The 22,247-nt window shown below is 73.0% G+C and carries 21 protein-coding genes; 6 read left to right on the forward strand and 15 right to left on the reverse strand.

From position 1 onward, the window contains the following. The first annotated feature begins 151 nt into the window (after positions 1-151). Positions 152-1,513: a GH39 family glycosyl hydrolase gene (locus F603_RS0100310; protein ID WP_019544035.1), complete on the forward strand. Its 1,362-nt coding sequence runs from the start codon at positions 152-154 to the stop codon at positions 1,511-1,513. Positions 1,514-1,650: 137 nt separating this feature from the next. Here F603_RS0100310 and F603_RS0100315 read toward each other — a convergent pair whose 3' ends face one another. The 6 genes from F603_RS0100315 to F603_RS0100335 all read right to left on the reverse strand — a co-directional run bounded on the left by F603_RS0100315 (position 1,651) and on the right by F603_RS0100335 (position 5,117). Next, positions 1,651-1,836: an NUDIX hydrolase gene (locus F603_RS0100315; protein WP_019544036.1), complete on the reverse strand. Its 186-nt coding sequence runs from the start codon at positions 1,834-1,836 to the stop codon at positions 1,651-1,653. A gap of 92 nt (positions 1,837-1,928) precedes the next feature. Beyond that, positions 1,929-2,180: a DUF7848 domain-containing protein gene (locus F603_RS0100320; protein ID WP_019544037.1), complete on the reverse strand. Its 252-nt coding sequence runs from the start codon at positions 2,178-2,180 to the stop codon at positions 1,929-1,931. A 35-nt stretch (positions 2,181-2,215) separates the two neighbouring features. Continuing rightward, positions 2,216-2,401 (reverse strand): hypothetical protein, encoded by a 186-nt coding sequence (locus tag F603_RS34905; protein WP_158678586.1) that lies wholly within the window; start codon positions 2,399-2,401, stop codon positions 2,216-2,218. A 217-nt stretch (positions 2,402-2,618) separates the two neighbouring features. Then, positions 2,619-3,794, reverse strand: a complete 1,176-nt coding sequence (locus F603_RS0100325; RefSeq protein WP_026328017.1) for a helix-turn-helix domain-containing protein — start codon at positions 3,792-3,794, stop codon at positions 2,619-2,621. Between the two features lie 105 nt (positions 3,795-3,899). Continuing rightward, positions 3,900-4,541, reverse strand: coding sequence for an HAD family hydrolase (locus F603_RS0100330; RefSeq protein WP_019544039.1), 642 nt, complete (start codon positions 4,539-4,541; stop codon positions 3,900-3,902). A gap of 144 nt (positions 4,542-4,685) precedes the next feature. Further along, complete coding sequence (locus F603_RS0100335) at positions 4,686-5,117, reverse strand: NUDIX domain-containing protein (protein ID WP_051096076.1); 432 nt, start codon at positions 5,115-5,117, stop codon at positions 4,686-4,688. A 165-nt stretch (positions 5,118-5,282) separates the two neighbouring features. Between F603_RS0100335 and F603_RS31305 the strand changes: the two genes are divergently transcribed. Next, positions 5,283-6,275 (forward strand): adenosine kinase, encoded by a 993-nt coding sequence (locus F603_RS31305; protein WP_019544041.1) that lies wholly within the window; start codon positions 5,283-5,285, stop codon positions 6,273-6,275. Positions 6,276-6,291: 16 nt separating this feature from the next. On the opposite strand, the gene F603_RS36435 is transcribed toward F603_RS31305, so the two are convergent. The 7 genes from F603_RS36435 to F603_RS0100375 all read right to left on the reverse strand — a co-directional run bounded on the left by F603_RS36435 (position 6,292) and on the right by F603_RS0100375 (position 15,189). Then, positions 6,292-8,331, reverse strand: a complete 2,040-nt coding sequence (locus F603_RS36435) for a hypothetical protein (RefSeq protein WP_158678587.1) — start codon at positions 8,329-8,331, stop codon at positions 6,292-6,294. 175 nt (positions 8,332-8,506) lie between these two features. Then, positions 8,507-9,976, reverse strand: a complete 1,470-nt coding sequence (locus F603_RS36440; RefSeq protein ID WP_425426933.1) for a lipopolysaccharide biosynthesis protein — start codon at positions 9,974-9,976, stop codon at positions 8,507-8,509. Beyond that, on the reverse strand, positions 9,969-11,000 hold the full coding sequence (locus F603_RS0100355; protein WP_019544042.1) for a polysaccharide deacetylase family protein: 1,032 nt from the start codon (positions 10,998-11,000) through the stop codon (positions 9,969-9,971). Before F603_RS0100355 ends, F603_RS36440 begins: the two co-directional genes overlap by 8 nt. Then, positions 10,997-12,079: a glycosyltransferase family 2 protein gene (locus F603_RS0100360; protein ID WP_019544043.1), complete on the reverse strand. Its 1,083-nt coding sequence runs from the start codon at positions 12,077-12,079 to the stop codon at positions 10,997-10,999. The genes F603_RS0100355 and F603_RS0100360 overlap by 4 nt, the downstream gene beginning before the upstream one ends. After that, positions 12,076-12,912 carry a glycosyltransferase family 2 protein gene (locus F603_RS0100365; RefSeq protein WP_019544044.1) on the reverse strand — a complete coding sequence of 279 codons (837 nt, stop codon included), beginning with the start codon at positions 12,910-12,912 and terminating at the stop codon, positions 12,076-12,078. Before F603_RS0100365 ends, F603_RS0100360 begins: the two co-directional genes overlap by 4 nt. Positions 12,913-13,349: 437 nt before the next feature. Beyond that, a complete protein-coding gene (locus F603_RS0100370) occupies positions 13,350-14,564 on the reverse strand; it encodes a GNAT family N-acetyltransferase (RefSeq protein WP_019544045.1) in 1,215 nt (404 codons plus the stop codon). A 1-nt stretch (position 14,565) separates the two neighbouring features. Further along, the gene (locus F603_RS0100375) at positions 14,566-15,189 is read right to left on the reverse strand and encodes a hypothetical protein (RefSeq protein ID WP_019544046.1); all 624 of its coding nucleotides are present in this window, start codon (positions 15,187-15,189) and stop codon (positions 14,566-14,568) included. A gap of 597 nt (positions 15,190-15,786) precedes the next feature. On the opposite strand from F603_RS0100375, the gene F603_RS0100380 reads away from it, so the two are divergent. Next, positions 15,787-16,053, forward strand: coding sequence for a hypothetical protein (locus F603_RS0100380; protein ID WP_026328018.1), 267 nt, complete (start codon positions 15,787-15,789; stop codon positions 16,051-16,053). A gap of 150 nt (positions 16,054-16,203) precedes the next feature. Here the strand turns inward: F603_RS0100380 and hmgA are convergent, their stop codons facing one another. Next, positions 16,204-17,562, reverse strand: a complete 1,359-nt coding sequence (gene hmgA, locus F603_RS0100385) for a homogentisate 1,2-dioxygenase (protein ID WP_019544047.1) — start codon at positions 17,560-17,562, stop codon at positions 16,204-16,206. 197 nt (positions 17,563-17,759) lie between these two features. Here hmgA and F603_RS0100390 point away from each other — a divergent pair, with 197 nt between their 5' ends. After that, positions 17,760-19,190 (forward strand): aldehyde dehydrogenase family protein, encoded by a 1,431-nt coding sequence (locus F603_RS0100390; RefSeq protein WP_019544048.1) that lies wholly within the window; start codon positions 17,760-17,762, stop codon positions 19,188-19,190. 50 nt (positions 19,191-19,240) lie between these two features. Further along, positions 19,241-20,323, forward strand: coding sequence for a zinc-binding dehydrogenase (locus F603_RS0100395; RefSeq protein WP_019544049.1), 1,083 nt, complete (start codon positions 19,241-19,243; stop codon positions 20,321-20,323). Here the strand turns inward: F603_RS0100395 and F603_RS0100400 are convergent. Continuing rightward, positions 20,320-20,979 carry a TetR/AcrR family transcriptional regulator gene (locus tag F603_RS0100400; protein ID WP_026328019.1) on the reverse strand — a complete coding sequence of 220 codons (660 nt, stop codon included), beginning with the start codon at positions 20,977-20,979 and terminating at the stop codon, positions 20,320-20,322. The two genes, F603_RS0100395 and F603_RS0100400, sit on opposite strands and share 4 nt — an antisense overlap. Before the next feature lie 84 nt (positions 20,980-21,063). Here F603_RS0100400 and F603_RS0100405 point away from each other — a divergent pair, with 84 nt between their 5' ends. Then, complete coding sequence (locus F603_RS0100405; RefSeq protein ID WP_019544051.1) at positions 21,064-22,215, forward strand: acyl-CoA dehydrogenase family protein; 1,152 nt, start codon at positions 21,064-21,066, stop codon at positions 22,213-22,215. Positions 22,216-22,247 lie beyond the last annotated feature (32 nt).

Genomic DNA, 22,247 nt, shown 5'->3' on the forward strand with positions numbered 1-22,247 from the left:
GGCCGGGTTGCACGTATGTTTTCCCCGCCTCGGCGTGGACGCACTCCGCAGGCGACGCGCGCGGCGGCTGCCCGTGCGGCTCCGGCGATCTACCAGCGGGCGGCGGCGTCCGGCTACGCTGGCCTCCGGCGAGCGTGGGGGAGCGGGGGCCGTGATGCGGGTTGCTCGGGGGCGTGCGGTCGGGCTCGTCGGCGGCGGGCTGGTGCTCGCGCTCCTCGTCCTCGCGATGTGCCGCCTCCCCGGTGAGCCGGCCGACCATGCCCCCGGCGTCCACGGAAAGCCGACGATCCCGCAGAACGAGCCGCAGGACGCGCTCGGTTGGGGCTTCACACACACGCAGTACAGCGCCGACGAGGGCGCGAACGCCGCACACGACCGCGCCGCCTCGGCGCTGCGCCGCGCCCGACTCCCGCAGAACCAGCACCTGATGGGCTGGGGAGCCGACAACCCCGAGCCCGCGCCCGGGCGTTACGACTTCGACTCCCTCGACGAGCGCGTCGACCTGATGCGCGAGACGGCGGGCACGCCGGTGCTCACGCTCTGCTGCGCGCCCGACTGGATGAAGGGCGCGAAGGCGGGCGCCACGGACTGGAGCAGGCTGGAGACGGCACCGCAGCCGAAGCACTACCGCGACTTCGCACGGCTCGCACGGACCGTCGCCGAACGCTACCCGGACATACGGCACTTCGTGGTCTGGAACGAGTTCAAGGGCTTCTGGGACGAGGGAAAGAAGCGCTGGGACTTCGAGGGCTACACCGAGCTGTACAACCTCGTCTACACGGAGTTGAAGAAGGTCTCGCCGAAGATCCGCGTCGGCGGCCCCTACGTCGTCATGGACTCACTCGATCCGGGAGATGCGCACGCCTCCCGCGTCCGCGGCGAGTGGGGCGCCCTCGACCAGCGGGCGCTCGACGCCGTCGCGTACTGGAGCGAGCACCGCAAGGGCGCCGACTTCGCCGTCGTCGACGGCTCCACCTACACGGAAGAGGACAGACTGCTGCCCGACGAGTTCGGCGCCGCGGAGAAGCTCACCGTCGTCACACGTTGGACGCGCAAGGAGACGGGCCTGCCGGTCTGGTGGGCCGAGTGGTACGCGGAGGTCGGGGACGCGCGCGACCGGCGCGAGGGCTGGGGCGAGCGGCACCGGGTCGCCGTGCACGCGACAGCGCTGATGGCAATGGTCGAGGGCGGCGCGGCCGGCGGCTTCTACTGGAACCCGCAGCTTCCGCGGGGCGCCTGCGCCGGCTGCCTCTGGCGCGGCACCCGGGCTGCGGACGGCGGGGGCGAGCTGCCGATGCTGCGGCTGCTCGCCCGCTTCTCCCGGGAGTTCGGGCCCGACGCCGAGCCGCGGACGGTTCCCGTCTCGGGCGAGGACGCCTCGCGCGTGCAGGCGTTGCGGGGGGAGAAGGCTGTTCTTGTCGTCAACACGGGGGAGGGCCAAGCGCGGGTACGCGTCGACGGGCGGGGGGTGCGGCTGGAGGCGTACGAGGTGCGGTGGGTGCAAGCGGGGTGAGGGGCGTGGGGTCAGTCGGGGTGAAGGATGAGCAGTCCTCATGCGTGGGGTGTTGGCCCATGCGTCCGGGGTGTTTCTGCCGCGGATTGACAGAACTGCCCCGCACTGTCGGCGGGTCGGGGCAGCCCGTCGGGTGTTCACCAGCCGTGTTCGGTGAGCGATCCCCTTCCCGCGAGGTAGCCGCGCAGTCCGGCGGCCGGGTACTCGATGATGCCGGTCTCTTCGCGGAGTGCGCGAGCGGCACCCGCGGTCAGGGGTTCGGCGGCGTCGAGCTTGCCGCTCGGCAGGTGCCGGCGCGTTGGGACATCAGGGTCGTCCTGCACGCCAGCGCCGTGAAACGGCAGGGCGGTGAAAATTCGGGCCGCGGTCTTCTGCGGGAGCGGCTGTGCTCGTGTCGGCGTCGAGGAGCGCCGGGCTACGCCTCCGGGTCCGCAACGGCGCGCAACTCCGGCCTGCCCAGCGACGGCGGCGGGTTCGGCGGGACCGGGCCGAGGTCCTCGTAGTCCGACCTGACCCGGAGGTATCGGGTGTGCCCGGTCTGCTGCCGGTGGCGGTCGCGCCAGGCGTCCGCCCGCGCCTCCGAGGGCAGGGCGTTGGACTCTGCCTCGCATGCGCGACCGCCGGCCTGGGTGGTGCAGACGACGTCCCAGAGTGTCCGCGTGATCAACGTTCCCCCTCCTCGTACCTCATGAGCACCGGCTCTCACGGCCGTTCGTCCCGCTGCTGAAGACGAAGAGCGGTCAGGACTTCGCGATCCTCAGCGCGGCGTACCGATGCCGGGGTGGTGCTCCATGCCGGTCCATTCCCTTCCGGCAGGGGACGCAGCCGGATCTCGTGGGTCCGGATTTCGTCCACGACGCCGAGACGTCCGGTGAGGCGGTCGATCACCGAGTCACCCCGCCTCACCGAGACCATCCCTGGGGCTGTGGGCGGCTGAGCGCGGCGCCGAAACCGTGTGGGCGGGCGCTGCTCACCTCGTCCACGGAAGCGGCGACCGTTTTCGTGCTTGTTCGGCTCATCTTTCGACCCTTGCTCTGCGATGTGATGCATAGAGCATGAGGGGCCGATGAGCCCTCAGGGGATACGGCTTGTATCCCCGTGACCATCAGATGGCCCCGACCCAGTTTGCGAAGTGGTGCAGCGACTCCTCGTCGACCCGCCGGAGACGGAGGAGTGTTGCGCTCGTCTCCCGCGTCCACGGGTGCTCGCGGGTGTGCTGAGGAGCGATGCTTCGCGCCGCCTGCAGCGAAGCAAACGCGTCGTCGAACCGGCTAGCCCACATCTGCGCGCGGGCAAGTTCGATCCAGAATCCCGAACGTCGCTCGGCCGGCAGCGCGTGGGACGGGGACCACTCATGAGCTGCGGCGAACGCACCGTCGATGTGGTCCTGCCCCAGACTCACGGCGACCGACAGTTCATGGATGCGCACGCACTCGGGGCCGAACGCCGTACCCAGGTAAGCGCCTTCCCGCGTCTGTTCACTCAACCGCCGCGCATGGGCGAGGTGGCTGTTCGCGGTCTCGGCGTCGCCGCCGCGTCCCGCGATGACCGCGGCCCGCATGTGGAGCGCGCCGAGCGCCGCGGCCGTGTTCTCGTCCGTTGCCGCCGGCGCGGCGTCTACCGCAGCCTCCAACGCGCGGATGCCGGCCGTGTGAGCACGGGCAGAGAAGAACACTTCGGTGCGAACGTAGGCGACCGAGGCGCTGAGAAGCGGGTCTTCTGCGTAGGCCACGGTCGACCGCATCAGGTCGACGAGCCGAGCCGAGAGATCGCGTGCACCGTACTTGTAGGCGACAGCGTCCACCGACCGGGCGGCCGTGACGACGAGTCGGGCGGCGGTCCGCTTGTCCTGTGCTGTCTGGAATGCGGTGAGGACATCGACGAGTAGCGCGGGGGCGTGCTGGGCGATGCGTCCGTACTGAGCAGCGAGCCGCCAGTGCACCGTCTCGGTGACGGCCGTGCGCAGTTCGTCGAGGGAGCGGCGCGGCGACGCGACGGGCATGTCGTACGTGGCGAGGCTGGCAGAGATCGCGGGCAGGGCCGCGTGTACGCGGGTTTCTGTGCCGGTATGAGTGCTGAGGAGCAGTGTGGGGTCCACGCCGAGTGCGGCAGCGAAACCTTCGAGGGTGGTGTCGCTCGGGTACCGCTTGCCCTGTTCAACGGCCTTGACCATGGGCAGCGATACGAACGATGCGCGGGCGAGGTCTGTCTGCTTAAGCCTCTTCGCTTTGCGGACGGCTGCGATGCGTTTCCCCAGCGCGGCAGCATCAAGTGCGGTCATATCGGCTCCAGTTCGAGGCGTCCATGTCGAACTGTATCGATGCCGTCACTCTGAGGAACCGGAACTCTTCCACGCGTGCCCGCAGACGGGGCTGTTTCCGAGGCGTCACTGCTCGGCGAGCGGCACGAGGTCCATGAGCGAATCGATCCGGTGGTCTGCAGCCTTGACGACCGCGTCTTCTTCGGCCCAGAGGTGCCCCCACGGGCCTCGCCGCAGGTGTGCTGTCCGAACTCCGGCCGCCTGTGCGGGAAAGGTGTCGTTTTGCGGGTGGTCTCCCACATAGAGGACCTGGTCAGCCGGTACGCCGGACTCGGCGACGAGTCGCTCGAAAAAGGCGGGCGAAGGTTTGGCGACGCCCCACTCGCCCGAAGTGGCGATGAGGTCGGCGGGCAGTTCGAGTGCGCGGAGCAGCGCAGCGGCTTTGACCGTCTGGTTGCCTGCGATGACGACGTGCGCTCCGGCGGCGCGGAGTGCGGACAGCGCCGGTCTGACGTCTTCGTACACGTCTGTCTCGTCGAGGTATTCACCCCGGCCGGCGTCCTCGCGGGCCTGGTACGCGGAGTCGATGTCAATGCCGGGCTGGATCAGCCGCAGCGCCTCGGCGTTGTCCTCGCCACGGGCCACGACGGCGCCGACGAGTGCCGACAGCGTGTGCCGGGGGATGCAGAGCCAGTCAGCCCACGCCGTCCAGTAGCGGTCGTCCCTCACGAGGGTCTCGCCCACGTCGAACGCGAAGGTGCGGATCATTCGCCGACTCTATCGACGCAAGGTCCGTGGGTGCTTTTGGGAGCGACGAAGCGGTCCCTGTCTGGCCGTGAGGCCAGACAACGCCGCGCCGTCCGCCTCCGTATGCACCGAATCCGGCACGTCGTTCAGCGCCTAGCCGCCGTCTCACGCCACCGCCGCCAGCACCCCCTGCGCACGCAGCACCGGCAGGACGTGCTGTGTGAGTGCAGGCGAAAGGCGCGGTCCCTCGGCCTCCCCGATCGTCCAGCGCATATGCGCGAGTTCGGCAGCGGGGACGGGCGGGGCGTCGAGTCGGGCCGCGTAGACGGAGAGTTGCATGGGGACGCGCTCCAACGCGGCGGTTCCCTCGAAGCGGGTGAGCAGCCGGGGCGCGACGGGGGCGGCGCCGAGCTCTTCTTCCAGTTCGCGGGTGAGTGTCTCCAACGGGGCCTCGCCGGGCTCCGGCTTGCCGCCCGGGAGGTAGAAGAGGTCGGGTGCCGCCTGCTTGCTGACGACGAGCAGCCTGCCGTGTTCCACGACGGCCGCCGCCACCACCGTCAAACCGGACGGGCGGGCCGGTGCTCGAGTCTCCACCATGGTGCGGATTCTGCCACCGCAGGCGGAACCCCCGCGCGCGGTAGCCGATCCTGCGCGAGCGAAACCCCTGGTGCGCGGACGGTGCTGTGTCAGTCGCCACTGTTGTCGAGCTGCCAAGCGGCTACGGTCCCCGGGCAGGTTCCGGCGAGAGAAGCAGGAGGCCACGTGAGCGAGTTGGACGTACTGGGGATCGGCAACGCGATCGTCGACATCCTGGCGGAGGCCGAGGACGCGACCGTCGACACGCTGGGGCTGCCGAAGGGCGGCATGACCCTCGTCGACGCCGAGCGGTCGAAGGAGATCCTCGCGGTGCTCGGGCGCCCGGTGCGGGCGTCGGGCGGTTCGGCGGCGAACACGGTCGCGGGTGCGTCGTCGCTCGGCTCCTCGGCCGCCTTCATCGGCAAGGTGCGGGACGACGCGCTCGGCGCCGACTTCGCGGCGGACATCGCCGCCTCGGGCGTCGGCTTCGCGACGCAGCCGTTGGAAGGGCCGCCCGACACGGCGCGTTGCACGGTCCTCGTCACCCCGGACGGCGAACGCACGCTCAGCACCTACCTCGGTGCGTGCACGCGGCTCGGCCCCGGCGACATCGATCCCGACCTCGTACGGCGGGCGTACGTCACCTACCTCGAGGGCTACCTCTTCGACCAGCCGCACTCGGGCGAGGCCCTCCGCACCGCCGCCTCGCTCGCCCACCGGGCCGGGCGGCAGGTGGCGGTGACGCTCTCCGACACGCTCTGCGTCGACCGCCACCGGCAGGAGTTCCTCGACCTCGTCGACGGCGCCGCCGACCTCGTCTTCGGCAACGAGGAGGAGCTGCGGGCCCTCTGCGGCACCGAGGACCTCTCCGGCGCGCTGGAGCGGGTGTGCGCGGGCGGCGCCGTCGCCGCGGTGACGCGGGGCGCTAAGGGCTCCGTCGTCGCCTCGGAGCGCGGCTTCGAGGAGGTGCCCGCCGAACCCGGCGTCGCGGTCGTCGACACGACGGGGGCAGGGGACGCCTACGCGGCGGGTTTCCTCCACGGGCTGGTGCGCGGTGCCGGGTTGGCGCGGTGCGCGCGGCTCGGCTCGCTGGCGGCGGGCGAGGTGATCTCCCATCTGGGCGCGCGCCCGGGTCCCGGACTCGCCGCGCGGGCCGAGCCGTTGCTCGCCGGGGGCTGACCAGCGGAGCGCCGGTTCACGACAGCGTCCACAGCCGCAGCACCGTCGCGCCGAGGAGCAGCGCGGCGAGCGGCAGCGAGAACCACAGCGTGCCCTGGAGCCAGGCGAGTCGGTGCGGTGCGACGACGCGTACGAACTCGCGCGCGGTGAGCAGCACGAGCAGCATCCCGGCCGCTACGGCACCGGCGAGCGACCAGGTGTCCCAGGTGACGCGTATCCCCGCGGGGCCGGGGTCCGGGGCGGGCGCCTGCCCCGCGGCCGGTGCGGTCGCGCGGTAGACGACGGCGTCGCGGTTGGTGTGGACGCGCTCGACCGCGGGGTCGCCGTCGAGTGCGGTGCGCGCCTCTCGCCACCAGTCGTGCGGGTATCCGTGGCCCAACTGGAGCGCCTGCGACTGCCCTTCGTTGAGCATCAGCAGCGAGCCGGGGCCCGCCTCGCGCAGCGCGTCGGCGAGGCCGCCCGCGGCGGCCGGGTCGAGGGGTGCCCGCACCGGTTCGTAGACGACGCGCTCCATGTCCCGCGCCCCCCAGGGGATCGACGGGGTGACCTCCTCCACGGGGTCGCTGCTCGGCCAGAGCAGCCGGACCGTGGGGCGGTCGTGCGCGTAGACGTACTCCATCGCCTCGACCTCGCCCGTGCGCACCCGCTCGAACGGCTCGTTGCCCCAACGCACCACGAGGAAGCCGCAGAACAGCACAAGACCGGCGAGGAGCGCGGCCACCGGAGCGGCGCGCGAGGCCGTCCGGTGCGGGTACGCCGCTGCGGGCTGCGGGCCGCCGTCGTCCGGGAGGCGCGGGTAGAGCGCGAGGGCGGCGAGGACGCAGGCGCCGGGCGCGGCGAAGAGGAAGACGCGGAGCGCGATCTCACCGCCGTAGGACTGTGCGCCGAACGCGAGGAACGGAACGGCGGTGAGGACGAGCAGCGACCGGTCGGAGACGCCGGCGCGGCGGCGCCGCCACGCGCCGAGCGCCGCCAGCGCGAGCACCCCTGCGGCGAGCGCGACCCTTGCGTAGAGCACCAGTTGGTGCACCTGGGCCCCGCCCTCGATGCGCCCCGTGACGGAGGAGGAGACGTTGCCGCCCAACCCGCCGATGCCGCCGAAGAGTTCGTCGAAGTGCCCGGACCAGTACGGCTCGGCGAGGTAGACGATCCAGCAGACGAGGACGATGCCGCAGACGAGCGGCAGCCCCCGCGGCACCGTGCGCCGCACGAGGACCAGGCCGAGCAGGACACCGAGCATGACGAAGGGCGTGAGCTGGTGGCCCGCCGTCGCCGCGACGAAGAGGACGAGCAACAGGCCGAGCAGCACGGCGAGTTCGGTGGGCCCCACCGCCCGCACGCGGGAGCCGGGCGCCCCCGCGGGCGGTGCCTCGCCGGGTGCGCGGCCGCGGCGCGGCGCCGAGGTGCGGGCGAACCACAGGAGGAGCACGGCGGCGAAGAGGAGGTGGAAGAGGAGGGTGAACCCCTGCGGTGAGAAGTAGTCCTGGCCGACCCAGCCGCAGAGCGCGAAGAACCACAGTGCGCACCACTTGGCCCTGCGGTCGGCGCGGACGGCGCGGAGGAGGAGCGCGAGCGGGGCGAGGTAGGCGAGTTGGACGAGCGTCGGCCACCAGCGGATCGTCTCGGTGAAGTCGTCGACGCCGCACGCCTGCGCCACGAAGGCCACCGCGGCGAAGAACCCGGGCCAGCTCCACCGCGCGTCGAGGTCGGGCGCGGTGGCCCCGGTGCGCCCGATGTGGTCGAGGAAGCCGAGGTGCTGCCACGCGGTGGCGAACCGCGGTTCGCTCTCCACCACGGCGGGGACGGCGTGCAGCGAGACGACGGTGAGCAGCAGCACGGCCGCGAGCAGCACGGGCCGCGGCGTCGGCGAGCGGAGCCCGGCGACGAAGGCGCAGACGAGCAGTCCGGCGCCGACGAGCGTGGGCACGGGGAGCACGGAGATGAGCCCGAGCCCGCCCATGCGGTCGAGGCGGGCGGCGTCGAGGTCGAGGAGCGGCACCCAGTACAGCGCAAGCCCTGCGGTGAGGAGCGCCCACAGGGCCGTGCCGCGGCTCAACCGGCGCAGCCGCGTGGCGGGTTGGCGGGTGTCCGTTGGGGAGGGGGCCGCCGCGGGGTGCGGAGCCGGGCGCGTGGGCGCCGAGGTGCGGGCGGCGGCCGGTGCCGGTCGCCGGCCGGCCGCGTCCCTCGAGCCGTGGCCGGACACTTCCTCGTGGACGCTGCCCCCGGGGCCGCTAGCCATGCCGTGCGTCCCGTCGTCCGCCCCTTCGGCCTTGCCGTCCGCCCGTGCCGTTCTCCGAGGCGGTGGGTTGCGGCGAACCGGACGGGTCGGGTCCGTCGTCCGGTGCCGTCCGCGCCGACGGCGGGCGTGCGCGCAGCACCGGGCGGAGCCGGACCGCCGCGATCAGGGTGATGAGGCCGATGCTGCCCACCTCCGCCATCCCGGCGCCGATGAGGCCGAGGCGGGGCAGGAGGAGCAGGGTGAGGCCGAGGACGAGGACGCACAACAGGCCCTGCAGGTAGGCGAGTCCGAAGGTGCGGCTCTGGGCGCGGAGCACCGCGTAGTGGACCTCCATGACGACGCGGAGCAGGGCGCCGAGCGCGTAGAGGCGCAGCAGCGGCGTCGCCGCGTCGGCGTACCCCTCGCCGAAGACGGCGAGGACCTGCGGTGCGAAGAGGAAGAGCGCGCCGCAGACGGGCAGCATGATGCGGGCCATCCGCCCGAGCGCGGCACGGCAGTTCTCCGCCAGCCGCGCCGGGCTGTGCGAGCCCTCGACGGTGAGCGAGGCGCCCATGTTGACGGCGAGCAGGTTGAGGGTGCCGCCGATGGTGGTGGTGATGTAGAAGTACGCGTTGTCGGCCGAGCTCACCTGTGCGGCGACGATCACGGGCAGCAGGTAGACGACGGCGAGCGAGAAGAGCGCGCCCGTGTAGTCGCCCGCGAGGAACCGCCCCATCTCCCGGTGTCCTGCGGGGCGTGCGGTCCGCGTCGTCCGCCGTACGTGCGCGGGGACCAGGCGACGGAAGACGAGCCAGCCGAGCGGCAGCACGGAGAGCGCGATCGCCGCCGCCCACGAGACGAAGACCCCGGCGGCGGGCACCGCCGAGGCGAGCACCACCAGCAGCACCAGCTTGGCCGTGGAGAAGACGGTGTTGCCCACCGGCACCCACTTGGCGCTGCGCAACCCGGTGAGCACCCCGTCCTGGAGCGTCAGCAGCGACCAGCCGACGACGGCGACCACGAAGCCGAGCCCCGGCAGGAGGCCGTGCAGGATGCGGTAGGAGGGCCCCCACCAGTCGAGGGTGAGCAGGAAGACCGCCGCCGCCGTCGCCACGAACAGCGAACTCGCCGCGTACGTCCGCAGGATGAGCCGCCGCGTGGTGCGCCCGGCGACGGGCACGAACCGCGCGAGCGCCCCGATCAGGGTGACGGCGGCGAGCCCCGCGAGGAACTTCATCGCCGCGATCGCCGCCGAGCCCTGGCCGACGGACTCCTCGGAGTAGTAGCGCGCCGCGATGACCCAGTACCCGAGTCCGAGCACCGCGGAGACACCCGTGTTGACCATCAAGGCGTAGGCGTTCTTGAAGAGTTGGCGCCCGGGCTTCTCCTCGGGGCCGTGCTCCTCCGGCGCGCGCGCCGCATCGGGGCCCGGGTCCCGGGCGTCTGCTGCCGCGGAGTGCGCCGAGGCGCCGATCTCAGCCACGTGTGCCGTGCCCCTCCTCTCCGGGTTCGCGCCCGCCCACGGGCGGACGCAGACCTGTGGCGCGCAGTGTCCTGTTGACGGCGCGCACCGCCGCGTACCCCTTGCCCAGGACGCGGTCGGCGGCGAAGTCGACGGCGAGGGACCGGCCTTCGAGGAGGCGACGGAACTCGGCGAGCGAGGTGGAGCGGCGCACGGTGAGGCGCGTCAGCGCGTACGGGCCCTGACGGGGCGCCGCGAGGCGGTTGTTGACGGCGAGGGACTGCGCGAACCCGCAGGCGCGTACCGCCTCGCGCACGCGCCGCGTCGAGTAGCCGAAGGGGTAGGCGAAGGAGGAGGGGGTGTGTCCCGTCTCCTCGGCGAGGAGCTCCCGGCAGTGGGAGATTTCGAACCGCAGTCGGGACGCGGCGAGTTGGTCGAGTTGCGGGTGCGTGTGGCTGTGTCCGCCGATCTCCACGCCGTACGCGGCGAGTTCGCGCACCTGCGCCCAGTCGAGCATGGTGTCGAGCTCGCCGCCGGCGTGGTGGCGTCCGGGGAGCCAGCCGGTGGAGACGAAGAGGCTCGCCGTGAAGCCGTGCCGGGCGAGGGCCGGGAGAGCGTGGCGGTGCACGCCCTCGTAGCCGTCGTCGAAGGTGAGCAGGACGGGGTCGCGCGGCAGCGGCCTGCCGCCGCGCCACGCCTCGGCGAGGCGCGCCGCGGTGACGGGCGTACGGCCCAGCTCCTGGATCACCTCCAACTGTGCGGCGAATGACTCGGGCGTGACGGAGAGCGCGTACGTCGCGGGGGCGGGGGTGTGCGAGACGGTGTGGTACATGAGGATCGGCAGCGGCGCGCCCGTCGGCGTGTGCGAGCGGTGTGCGGGACGGCTCGCTGCGGCGGGCGGGTGGAGTCGGGCTCCGTTCGAACCCGGGGGCCTGCGCGGCCCGTTGGGCCGCCGCGGGCCGGGTGCCCGCGGGCGGCGGTACGCGCTGCCGCCGTTCTGCCGGCTCCGTCGGCTTCCTCCGTGCTCGTCGGAAGGGCCGCTCATGCCGCCTCCTCGTCCGGTCGTCGTGGTGCGGCCGGCGGGACGGCCACCGCGCGCCGCGGCTCCGCGGAGGCCGGGCGTCCGGGTCGCCGCCCGGATGCCGTACGCGTCAGGCCCGCGGCGTAGCCCGCGGCGGCCGCCGCCGCTCCGGTGAGGATGGCGGCGGCACGGCCCGCGCCGCCGGGGCGGCCGAGGAGCGCGTCGCGCACTCCGCGCCCGACACCGGCCGGCAGCACCCGGGTGGTGTACCGGCGCTCCGTCGCCAATCCGGCGCGCTGCCCGACGAGTTGGGAGACGGCGGCCTTGGAGAGGCCCTCGGCCCAGGCGCGGCGGCGCAGGTAGCCGAGGCGTGCGCGGTCGGCGGGCACGCGGTGGTGGATCACGGCGCTGTCGTCGACGAGGAGGACGGCGTCGGGCAGCGCCGTGGTGAGGCGGATGCACAGCTCCGTCTCCTCGCAGCCCAACGGAAGCCCGCCGCGCGGGATGTGCGCCGTACCCTCGCCGCCGCGACCGATGCCGGTCTCGAAGCCGCCGACCGCCTCGAACGCCGAGCGGCGGAAGGACGCGTTGCCGCCGAGGACGTTGCGGACGCGGACGCGCCCCGCCGGGTGGCCGCGGTACATGCACCCGACGGTCCAGTCGAACTCCTCGGGGAACCAGGCCGGTCGGCGCCCGGTCTCCCACACCGGCTCGGTGCGCCCGCCGACGGCGAGGACCGCCGGGTCGGCGTAGGGCGCGGTGAGCCGGCGCAGCCACTCCCGCTCGGCGACCGCGTCGTCGTCGAGGAACGCGACGACCTCCCCGTGCGAGGCGGCGATGCCGGTGTTCCGGCCGGCGGAGAGGCCGCGGGGCCCCGAGTTGGGGAGCACCCGCACCGCTGCGGTGCGCGCGTACTCGGCCGCGAAGGCGTCGTGGAGTTCCTGGTGGTGGTCGACGACGAGGAGCGTCTCCAGCGGAGGCTGCGACTGCCGCAGCACGGAGTCGATCGCGTCCTTGGTGTCCTGCCAACGAGCCGCCGTGTAGGCGCAGACGACCACCGAGACCGAGGGTGGGGCCGGGCCCTTGCCCGCGTCGTTGCTCACGATCCCTCCCGCACCGTCCCGCCGAGCGTGGCGCCGCCGATCACCGCGGCGCGCACGTGGCGCCTGCGGCCGCCCCGCTCGGTAAGGATGACGCGCAGGACGCGCAGGCCGTCGCGGACGGCGTGCAGGTTGCTCGTCCCGTGGATGCGTTCGTACTCGTGGCTCGGTATCTCCTGCACGCGCAGGCCGGCCTTGACGATGCGGATGTTCATCAGCGTCTCCACTTCGAACCCGGCGCAGTCCAGGGTGATGCGGTCGAGGGCGTGCCGCCAGAAGGCGTTGTAGCCGTAGCACAGGTCGGTGTAGCGGGCGCCGAACTTGCGGTTGACGACCGTGGTGAGGAGGCGGTTGCCGAGTTTGCGGATCGGTGTCATGTCGTCGGTGCCGCCGCCTTCGGCGAAGCGGGAGCCCTTGGCGAAGTCGGCGCCGCCGACGAGCGCGGAGACGTAGGCGACGATCTCGGTGCCGTCGGCGGAGCCGTCGGCGTCGACCATCACCACGATCTCTCCCGTGCAGGCGGCGAAGCCGGTGATGAGCGCGTTTCCCTTGCCCTTGCCGCGCTGGCGGACGACCTTCACGTCGGGGCGGAGCCGTCGGGCCACGGCGACCGTGTCGTCCGTGGAGTCGCCGTCGACCAGGACGACCTCGTGTATCCAGTCGGGCAGCGTGCCGAACACGTACGGCAGGTTCTCGGCCTCGTTCATGGCGGGGATCACCACGCTCACCGGCGGTGTGATCGCCAGGTGCGAGGAGACCGGGCGGTAGGCCCGCCTCCGGGTGTGGTCGCGTGCCTCGCCCGAGGGTTCCGCCGGCTGGTCCGTAACGAAGCTCATTCCTCGTGTTCCCTCTCGTCCGGTGGACCGCGGCCTCGCCGCGGACCCGCAACTTTCCGGTGCGAAAGGGGGGTTGGACTCCGCGCGGGACGTCGGAGCCCGGTCGAGCGCATGAGCCGGCGCGGCCCGCCCAGCGCCGGCCGGCTCCCCAGAGCCCACCGACGGGAGGCGGCACCCCCCAACCGCGCCCCGCACCGCGGCATCCACGGCGTACTGAGCCCTCCCGCGCCGCACACCCCGCGCATCGCGCGAACGGACCGGCACCCTGCGGTGCCAGAGCCGCCCGGCCCCCTGATGCGCGGCCGCGTCGCGGCGCCGCCTCGGATGCCTGTCGTCCGCCGGTCCGGGACCGGCGGGCCCGTGCGGGTGGCCATGCCCGAAGAAGAAAGCAGCGGCCGGCGGGCGCCCTTGCCCGCCGGCGGCCGGATGCGATCACCTCATCCCCGGTCTCCCCGGCTCGTGTCGGGCCGCTCGGCTTCGGGGGCGCGGGCCCCGGCCGCCCCCGAGTCGTCGGTGTGGTCGGTGTGTTCCCTCTGCCTTCCCTCCCGCTCGCCCGCGCGTGCCGTGCGCAGGGCGCCGACACCGCGGAGCAGGCGGTCGGCGGGGCGGTAGAGGGCCGGGGTGGTCTGCACGGTGTTCCGCAGTGCGCGGAGCGGGACTCGGCGCGCACGGTGGCCGAGGGCGACGGGGTGCGCCCGGGACGCCCACCCCTCGTGGACGGTGAGGTCGCCGGTCTTCAGCGACTCCTTGTACGCCTTCTCGCCGCGGCCCAGGTCGAGTTGGTGCACGCCCTCGGCGGCCGCGGCCTCCGCCATCCGCAGGTGCATCACGAGACCGGGGGAGTACTGCGCGAACTGCGGGTCGTACGCGGGGAACCAGCAGGTGTGCACGCGTTCGGAGCGGAGCCCGAAGTGCGCTGCGACGGGTGCGGAGCCCGCGTAGAGGACGGAGAGGCGACCCGCGAAGGAGTCGCTGCGGGTGTGGAAGAGCTGGTGCAGCAGGTGGACGATCCAGCGTTTGGCGAAGCGGTCGCTGCGCCCGGTGCGGCGGTACTGCGCGGACTTCCACGCCATGAGGACGCGGAGCATCGCCGGGTCCCGCTCGTCGTGGACGTAGCGGACCTCGCCCACGCGGCGGCCGAGTTTCCGGTCCTTGTACCTGGTGGTGCGGTAGAACGACGCCGAACGGGCGCTGAGTTGGGACGCGTACTCCTCGAAGCCGCCTTCGAGGTCGATCACGGGGGAGGCGAAGGAGGCCGTGGCGTGGCCGCCGAACCCCGGCTGCTCCGCAGCCAGGTGGTCGAACTCCCAGACCGACAGGCCGCAGGCGCGCAGCAGTTCGCCGGATTCGAAGGCGAACCCCGGTCTGTGCACCAGCCCTTGGCAGTCCGAGAGGCCGAGGCCGATCGCCCTCCCCACCCCGAACGCGGTGCGCTGGTACGGGAAGAAGGCCGCAGGTTCGCCGTCGGCGCCGCGGACCACGGCGATGCGCACGTCGCTGCGGCACCGGGCGACGGCGAGTGCGAACTCCGGCGCGAGAAAGGGGTTCCCGAGCTGCGGTGCGCCGTTGAGGTGCGCCTTGGCCTGGAGCGAGGTCCACACCGCGCGCTCGGCGGCGGTCAGTTCACCCGGTCTGCATACGGTGACGTCCATCTCAGGCGCCCCGCCCGGGGTTTCTGCCGCGTGCCGGACGCAGCGCGGCGGCGGCGAGGAGCAGCATGCTGAGTACCGCGACCGCTGCGGTGCCGCCGCGGGCCGACCACACCTCTGCTGCGAGCATCGTCTGCGCGACGAGCAAGTCCAGGGCGGCCGCGCCGACGACGGCCACGACGGCACGGCTGAGCGGGTCGAGCCGGATCAGCAGCGCGGCGAGTCCTGCGGCCGGTGCGGCGAGCAGGAAGAAGAGCGCGAACGGGGCCCGCAGCGGGGACGGCACGTCGGCGAGGACGAGCGCGGCGCCGATGCCGCCGATGCCGAATGCGGCGCCGGCGAGGAAGGGCGCCCAAGTGGCCCCGCCCGCGGTGGAATCGGTAGGGACAGCCGGTTCCCGCTCGGGTGTCGGCTCGAACTGGTGTGTTTGAGCGAGGAGTTCACCGGTGCGGGCGACATCGGGTTCGGGCGGCGCGGTGGTGGACGCCCTGTCCCGCCGGCCTTGCCGGGTGGCTCCTCGTGCGTCGCTCCGTGCGGCCGAACGCACGTGGTGTGCCGAGGTGTTGGTTGCGGCCGGACCGGGCTCGGGCCCGGTGTGCGGTGTCTGTTTGCTGCCGATCGTCTGCATTGGCGACTGGTCCCCCCGGATCGCCCGATCCCCCCGGATACCCAAGAATGCCCCTCGAAGGGCCGCTTGCGCCCAATAAATCTGGCCCAGTGCGCTGGAGGGCGTCAAGCAGGTCACCGCATCGTGACCGATAGTGGCTGCCGCGTACGGCGGCCCGGTGGCGCGCATCGACGGCCCACCGGGGTGCGGCGGTGGCTCGGCGAGGTCGGGGCCTGTGTCCGGGCCCTCGGCAGGTGCGTGGGCGCCCGACCTGTACTCGGTGTCAACGCCTAGCGGTTTCACGCCATTTCACGATGATTCGCCCCGCCCGTGTTTGGCCGCCGACCGGACTGGACGGGGGCGCACGCGGACGGGATGCGGCCCGCAGGGTTGCGTCGTGAACAGAGTGCGCCCCTGCCTTCCATGCCCGGAATAAGGCCATAGCGGCAGCTCCGAGCGGTTCCTCCGGTGGTGCGTTCCGACGACATGGCTCGTACGGTGTTCGTCAACCCGCCTGCGGGGCAGGTGAATCCTGAGCCCGGGATGCACGAGAGTCCCAGACGGGCGATAGGCTTATCTTGCCCGGGGCCGGGAGCCCTCGTACGGGTGGGGAGTGACATGGAACAGATAACAATGAGCGGCAGGGCACGAGTCCCTGCGATCAAATGCGGGACGGGGGCGAGCAGTTCGCGCCTCGACCGGCATCTCTCCGTGCTCGCGGGTCCCGCCGTACCTCAGCGACAGGCCGACGAGGCGACGTCGCTGATGCGGGAGATCACCGAGCGTGACGCCGCACGGAGCCGTAGCAGGAACAAGGGCGCGCGAGTCTCGCTCTTCGCGCCGTTGCGCAAGCTGAAGCGCACCCTCTTCGGGGGGCGCGGCTAGCGCCGCTGCACCGAGCTGCCATGCCGCGGGGTACGCCCCGCGGCACTCCCGCCCTGTTCCGGTCGGCGGCCCCACCCCACCCTCCGCCGACCGCACCGCCGTGGGAACGCCCCGCCCACACACGGCAGTTGGTGACGGAGTCACCGACCCTCACCCGCGGAACCCGCGCTCGAACCCCTTCCACACACGGTCGTAACCGCCCTGCCGATGGCCCGCACGGTGGGCCTGGCCGGTGACGGCCACCGGCCACCGCGTCTCGAACATGAACGCAAGCTGGTCGTCGAGCTTCTGCGGGACCAACTCCGCGGTGCTCGCCCGCAGATACGTCTCCCGATCGGGGCCGTGCGCGGACATCATCGTGTGGAGCGAGCCGCCGCCCGGTACGAACCCCTCCGCCTTCGCGTCGTAGGCGCCCTCCACGAGTCCCATGTACTCGCTCATCACGTTCCGGTGGAAGTACGGCGGCCGGAAGGTGTCCTCGCCGACGAGCCAGCGCGGCGCGAAGACGACGAAGTCGACGCCTGCGAGTCCGGGTGTGTCCGAGGGCGAGGTGAGCACGGTGAAGAGCGAGGGGTCCGGGTGGTCGTAGCTGACGCTGCCGATGACGTTGAAACGGCGCAGGTCGTAGACGTACGGCAGGTGGGTGCCGTGCCAGGCGACGACATCGAGCGGCGAGTGGTCCCACTCCGCACGCCACAGTTCCCCGCAGTACTTCTGCACCACCTCGTACGCGCCCTCGACGTCCTCGTACGCGGCGGTCGGTGCGGCGAAGTCCCGCGGATTGGCCAGCCCGTTGGCGCCGATCGGCCCCAACTCGGGGAGCTGGAACGGCCGTCCGAAGTTCTCGCAGACGTAGCCGCGCACGGCCTCGCCCTCGGCGCCCGGCAGCGGCTCTACGCGGAACCGCACGCCGCGCGGGATGAGTGCGACGTGTCCCGGCGCGGCGTGGAGCAGGCCGAACTCCGTGCGGAGCAGCAGGCCCCCGCGCTCGGGGACGACGAGCAACTCCCCGTCGGCGTCGCCGAACACGCGGCGTTCCATCGGGGCGTCGGCGGCGTAGAGGTGGATCGCCATGCCCGAGCGGGTGCTCGGGTCGCCGTTGCCGCCGAGGGTCCAGAGACCCGAGAGGAAGTCGGTCCCCGGTGCCGGGTCCGGGAGCGGGTCCCAGCGCAGCCTGTTGGGGTCGAGGACGGCGTCGCCGAAGGGCGGGGAGGCGAGGCCGGCGCCGCCGGTCCTGGTGAAGGCGGGGTGTGCGGCGCTCGGGCGGATGCGGTAGAGCCAGGAGCGGCGGTTCTGCGCCCGCGGCTCGGTGAAGGCGGTGCCGCTGAGTTGCTCGGCGTAGAGGCCGAGCGGTGCGCGCTGGGGGGAGTTGCGTCCGGTGGGCAGCGCGCCCGGTACCGCCTCGCTGCTGTGCTCGTTGCCGAACCCCGTGAGGTACGCGGCCTCCTGCGCGGCCTTGCGCGCCGCCTCGCCCGTCGTCCCCGGACCGCTGCCGTTGGACTCGGCCATCGGTGCTCCCGCCTGTGGAAGGGAAACCTGCGGATTCCTCCGTCCATCATTGGGAACGTCCTTGCGGGCGTCAACGGATCGGCTCAGGCGACGAGTTGAGTCGCCATCGGGGTTCGGGCACGCCGCAGCCCGAAGGTGATCCAGCGCACTCGGAGCGAGTGCTGACAACGTTAAACGAGCGGCGATAGTTTGGAGGGATGAAGGCACACGACGGGATGTACATCGGCGGAGCCTGGCGCCCCGCCGCCGACGCCGAACCGCTCCCTGTGCACAACCCGGCGGACGGCAGCCTCCTCGCCACCGTGCCGGCCGGCGGCCCCGCGGACGTCGACGCGGCGGTCACCGCCGCCCGCGAGGCGTTCCCCGGGTGGGCCGCCGTGCCGCCTGCGCGCCGCGCCGAACTCCTCACCCGCGTCCACGAGTTGCTCAAGGAACGCGGCGAGGAGGTGGCCCGCACCGTCACCGCGGAGCTCGGCGCGCCGATCGGCTTCTCGCGGAAGGTGCACGCCTCCGCGCCCGTCGCCGTCTCGGGCAGCTACGCGCGGCTCGCCGCCGAGTACGGGTTCGAGGAGCGCCTCGGCAACTCGCGCGTCCTCCACGAGCCCGTCGGCGTCGTCGGCGCGGTGACCCCGTGGAACTACCCGCTCCACCAGATCGTCGCCAAGGCGGCGCCCGCGCTCGCCGCCGGCTGCACCATGGTCCTCAAGCCCGCCGAGGACACCCCGCTCGTCGCCCAGCTCTTCGCGGAGGTCGTCCACGAAGCGGGCGTGCCGGCGGGCGTCTTCAACCTCGTCACGGGGCTGGGACCGGTCGCCGGGCAGGCCCTCGTCGAGCACCCCGGCACCGACCTGCTCTCCTTCACCGGTTCCACGGCGGTCGGCCGCCGGGTCGGCGAACTCGCCGGGCGCTCGGTGAAGCGCGTCGCGCTGGAGCTCGGCGGCAAGTCGGCGAACGTCCTGCTCCCCGGCGCCGACCTCGCCAAGGCCGTCAAGGTGGGCGTCGCCAACGTGATGGGCAACTCGGGCCAGACGTGCAGCGCTTGGACGCGGATGCTCGTCCCCGAGGAGCGCTACGACGAGGCCGTCTCCCTCGCGGCCCAGGCCGCCGCGCGGTACGCACCGGGCGACCCGTCCGAGGAGTCGACCCGCCTCGGGCCGCTCGTCAACGCGACGCAGCAGGCGCGGGTGACGGGCTACATCGAGCAGGGCGTACGCGAGGGCGCGCGGCTCGTCGCGGGCGGCGCCGAGCCGCCCTCCGGTCTCCCCGAGCACGTGCGCGCCGGGCACTGGGTGCAGCCGACCGTCCTCGCCGACGTGACGCCGGGGATGGCGGTCGCGCAGGAGGAGATCTTCGGCCCCGTTCTCTCCGTCCTGCCCTACCGGGACACGGAGGAGGCGCTCCGCATCGCCAACGGCACCGAGTACGGCCTCGCCGGGGCCGTCTGGTCCGAGGACGAGGACGAGGCCGTCGCCTTCGCCCGGCGGATGGAGACCGGCCAGGTGGACATCAACGGCGGCCGCTTCAACCCCGAGGCCCCGTTCGGCGGCTACAAGCGCTCGGGCGTCGGCAGGGAGCTCGGCGTCCACGGCCTCGGCGAGTACCTCCAGACCAAGTCCCTCCAGCTCTAGGCGGATCGGGCGCAGCCCGCCACCGCGACGACAACCCAGGGAGCACCACCATGGTCCGAGCCGCCGTACTCCCCGCGGTCGACTCCCCGCTCGTCCTCACCGAGATCGAACTGCCGGCGCCAGGCCCCGGCCAGGTACGCGTCCGGCTGGCGGCGGCCGGCGTCTGCCACTCCGATCTCTCGCTCTCCAACGGCACCCTCCGCCAGCCCGTACCGGCCGTCCTCGGCCACGAGGGAGCGGGGACCGTCGTGGCGGTGGGCGAGGACGTCGAGCGGCTGCACGAGGGCGACCGCGTCGTCCTCAACTGGGCGCCCGCCTGCGGCTCCTGCCACTTCTGCACCCGGCTCGCCGAACCGTGGCTCTGCCCGCACGCCAACGAGGGCACGGCGGTCCCCTACGCGCGCGACGCCGAGGGCGGCGACCTCTACCCGGGCCTGAGCACGGCGGCGTTCGCCGAGGAGACGGTCGTCCCCGAGCGCGCCGTCCTCCCACTGCCGGACGGCATCCCGCTCCAGGACGCGGCGCTGCTGGGCTGTGCACTGCTCACCGGCTACGGGGCCGTCCACCACAGCGTGGGGCTGCGGGCCGGCGAGAGCGTGGCGGTCTTCGGCGTGGGCGGTGTCGGGCTCGCGGTCGTCCAGTCCGCCCGGCTGGCGGGGGCGGAGCGGATCGTCGCCGTCGATGTCTCACCGGAGAAGGAGGAGTTGGCGCGTGCTGCGGGCGCCACCGACTACCTGCTCTCCTCGGAGCGGACGCCGAAGGAGATACGGCAGCTCACGGACGGCCTCGGCGTCGACGCCGCGGTGGAGTGCGCCGGCCGCGCCGCCACGATCAGGGCGGCCTGGGGCTCGACGCGCAGGGGCGGGCGGACGACCGTCGTGGGGATCGGCGGCAAGGAGGAGCGTGTGGAGTTCTCCGCGCTGGAGATCTTCCACTTCGCCCGCACGCTGACCGGCTGCGTCTACGGCGACTGCGTACCGGAGCGCGATCTGCCGCTGCTCGCCGAGCACGTGCGCGAGGGCCGGATCGACCTCGGCGCACTCGTCACCGACCGGATCACGCTCGACGGGATTCCGGAGGCGTTCGAGGCGATGCTCGCCGGCCGCGGCGGGCGCGCACTCGTCGTCTTCTAGGGGGCGCTCCCCGCCGGGCTCTCCTGCCGTCCGCCCTCCGGGTGCCGCAGGGCGAGGCCGTCCACGAGCGACTGGAGGCCCGTCTCGAACGCGCCCTCGTCGACGCGCTGTTGGTGCTCGGCGAGGAGGTGGGCCTCCTCCAGGTGCGGGTAGTCGTGGGCGTAGAGCGCGGCGTCGTCGACGAAGCCGCGCGCGAAGGAGCCGAGCGCGGAGCCCGCGACGAAGTACCGCATGAGGGCGCCGATCCGGGTGGCCTGCGCCTTGGGCCATCCGGCGGCCGTCATGCCGCCGAAGACGGCGTCGGCCATGCGGAGTTGGCTCGGCCGGCGGCCGGGGCCCTGCGCCAGGTACGGGACGATGTTCGGGTGTGCCGCGAGCGCTGCGCGGTAGGAGTGGCCCCAGGCGAGCAGCGCGGCGCGCCACTCGCTGCCGTCCTCGAACATCGAGACGTCGACCTCGGCGCAGATCCGGTCGGCGACCGCGTCGAGGATCTCGTCCTTGGTCCGGAAATGGTTGTACAACGACGGTCCGCTGACGCCGAGTTCGGCGGCGAGCCGGCGCGTGGAGACGGCCTGGAGGCCCTCCGCGTCGACGAGGGCGAGCGCGGAGTCGACGATCCTCTCCCGGCTGAGCAGGGGCTTGCGTGGACGGGCCATGCCGAACATAGTAGGCACCGCGAAAAACTAGCGCCGATAACCAGGTGCGGCGCCGCACCGGAGGAGCCAGGAGGCGGGCACGGCATGGATCTGGGACTCGACGACGAGCAACGCGCGGTCCGGGACCTGGCGCGGGAGTTCAGCGACCGGGAGATCGCCCCGCACGCGGCCGAGTGGGACCGCGCGGAGCGCATCGACCCGCAGATCGTGCGCAGGCTCGGCGAGTTGGGGTTCCTCGGCCTCACCGTCCCCGAGGAGGACGGCGGTTCGGGCGGCGACCACCTCGCCTATGCGCTCGTCACCGAGGAGCTGGGCCGGGGCGACTCCGCCGTGCGCGGAGTGCTCTCCGTCTCGCTCGGGCTCGTCGCCAAGACGATCGCCGCCCGGGGGAGCGAGGAGCAGCGCCGCGCGTGGCTGCCGGGACTCTGCTCGGGCCAACTCCTCGGCTGCTTCGGCCTCACCGAGCCGGGGACCGGCTCCGACGCCGGCAACCTCGCGACCCGCGCCCGCCGCGAGGGCGGCGACTGGATCGTCGACGGCACCAAGACGTTCATCACCAACGGCACATGGGCCGACGTCGTCCTCCTCTTCGCGCGCACGGGCGCGGAGGAGGGCCACCGCGGCGTCAGCGCATTCCTCGTGCCCACCGACGCGGCGGGGCTCGACCGCAGGGAGATCCACGGCAAGCTGGGCCTGCGCGGACAGGCCACCGCCGAACTCTCCTTCACCGGTGTGCGGGTGCCGGATTCGGCCCGGGTCGGGCCCGAGGGGAAGGGGTTCTCGGTGGCGATGTCCGCGCTCGCCAAGGGGCGGATGTCGGTGGCTGCGGGGAGCGTCGGCATCGCGCAGGCGTGCCTGGAGGCGGCGGTCTCCTACGCGGGCGAGCGCGAGCAGTTCGGCGGGCCGATCGCGCGGCACCAGCTCGTGCAGGAGCTGATCGCCGACATCTCGGTAGACGTCGACGCGGCGCGGTTGCTCACCTGGCGCGTCGCCGACCTCGTCGACCGGGGCGAGCCCTTCGCCGCCGAGTCCTCCACGGCGAAGCTCTTCGCCAGCGAGGCCGCGGTCCGCTCGGCCAACAACGCGGTGCAGGTCTTCGGCGGCTACGGCTACATCGACGAGTTCCCCGTCGGCAAACTTCTGCGCGACGCCCGGGTGATGACCCTCTACGAGGGCACGAGCCAGATCCAGAAGCTGCTCATCGGCCGGGCGCGGACGGGGGTCTCCGCCTTTTAACGGGACGGCCGGACCGGCTTCCGTCCTCCGCC

It is taken from the genome of Streptomyces sulphureus DSM 40104, assembly GCF_000381025.1.
GTDB classification, from domain to species: domain Bacteria; phylum Actinomycetota; class Actinomycetes; order Streptomycetales; family Streptomycetaceae; genus Streptomyces; species Streptomyces sulphureus.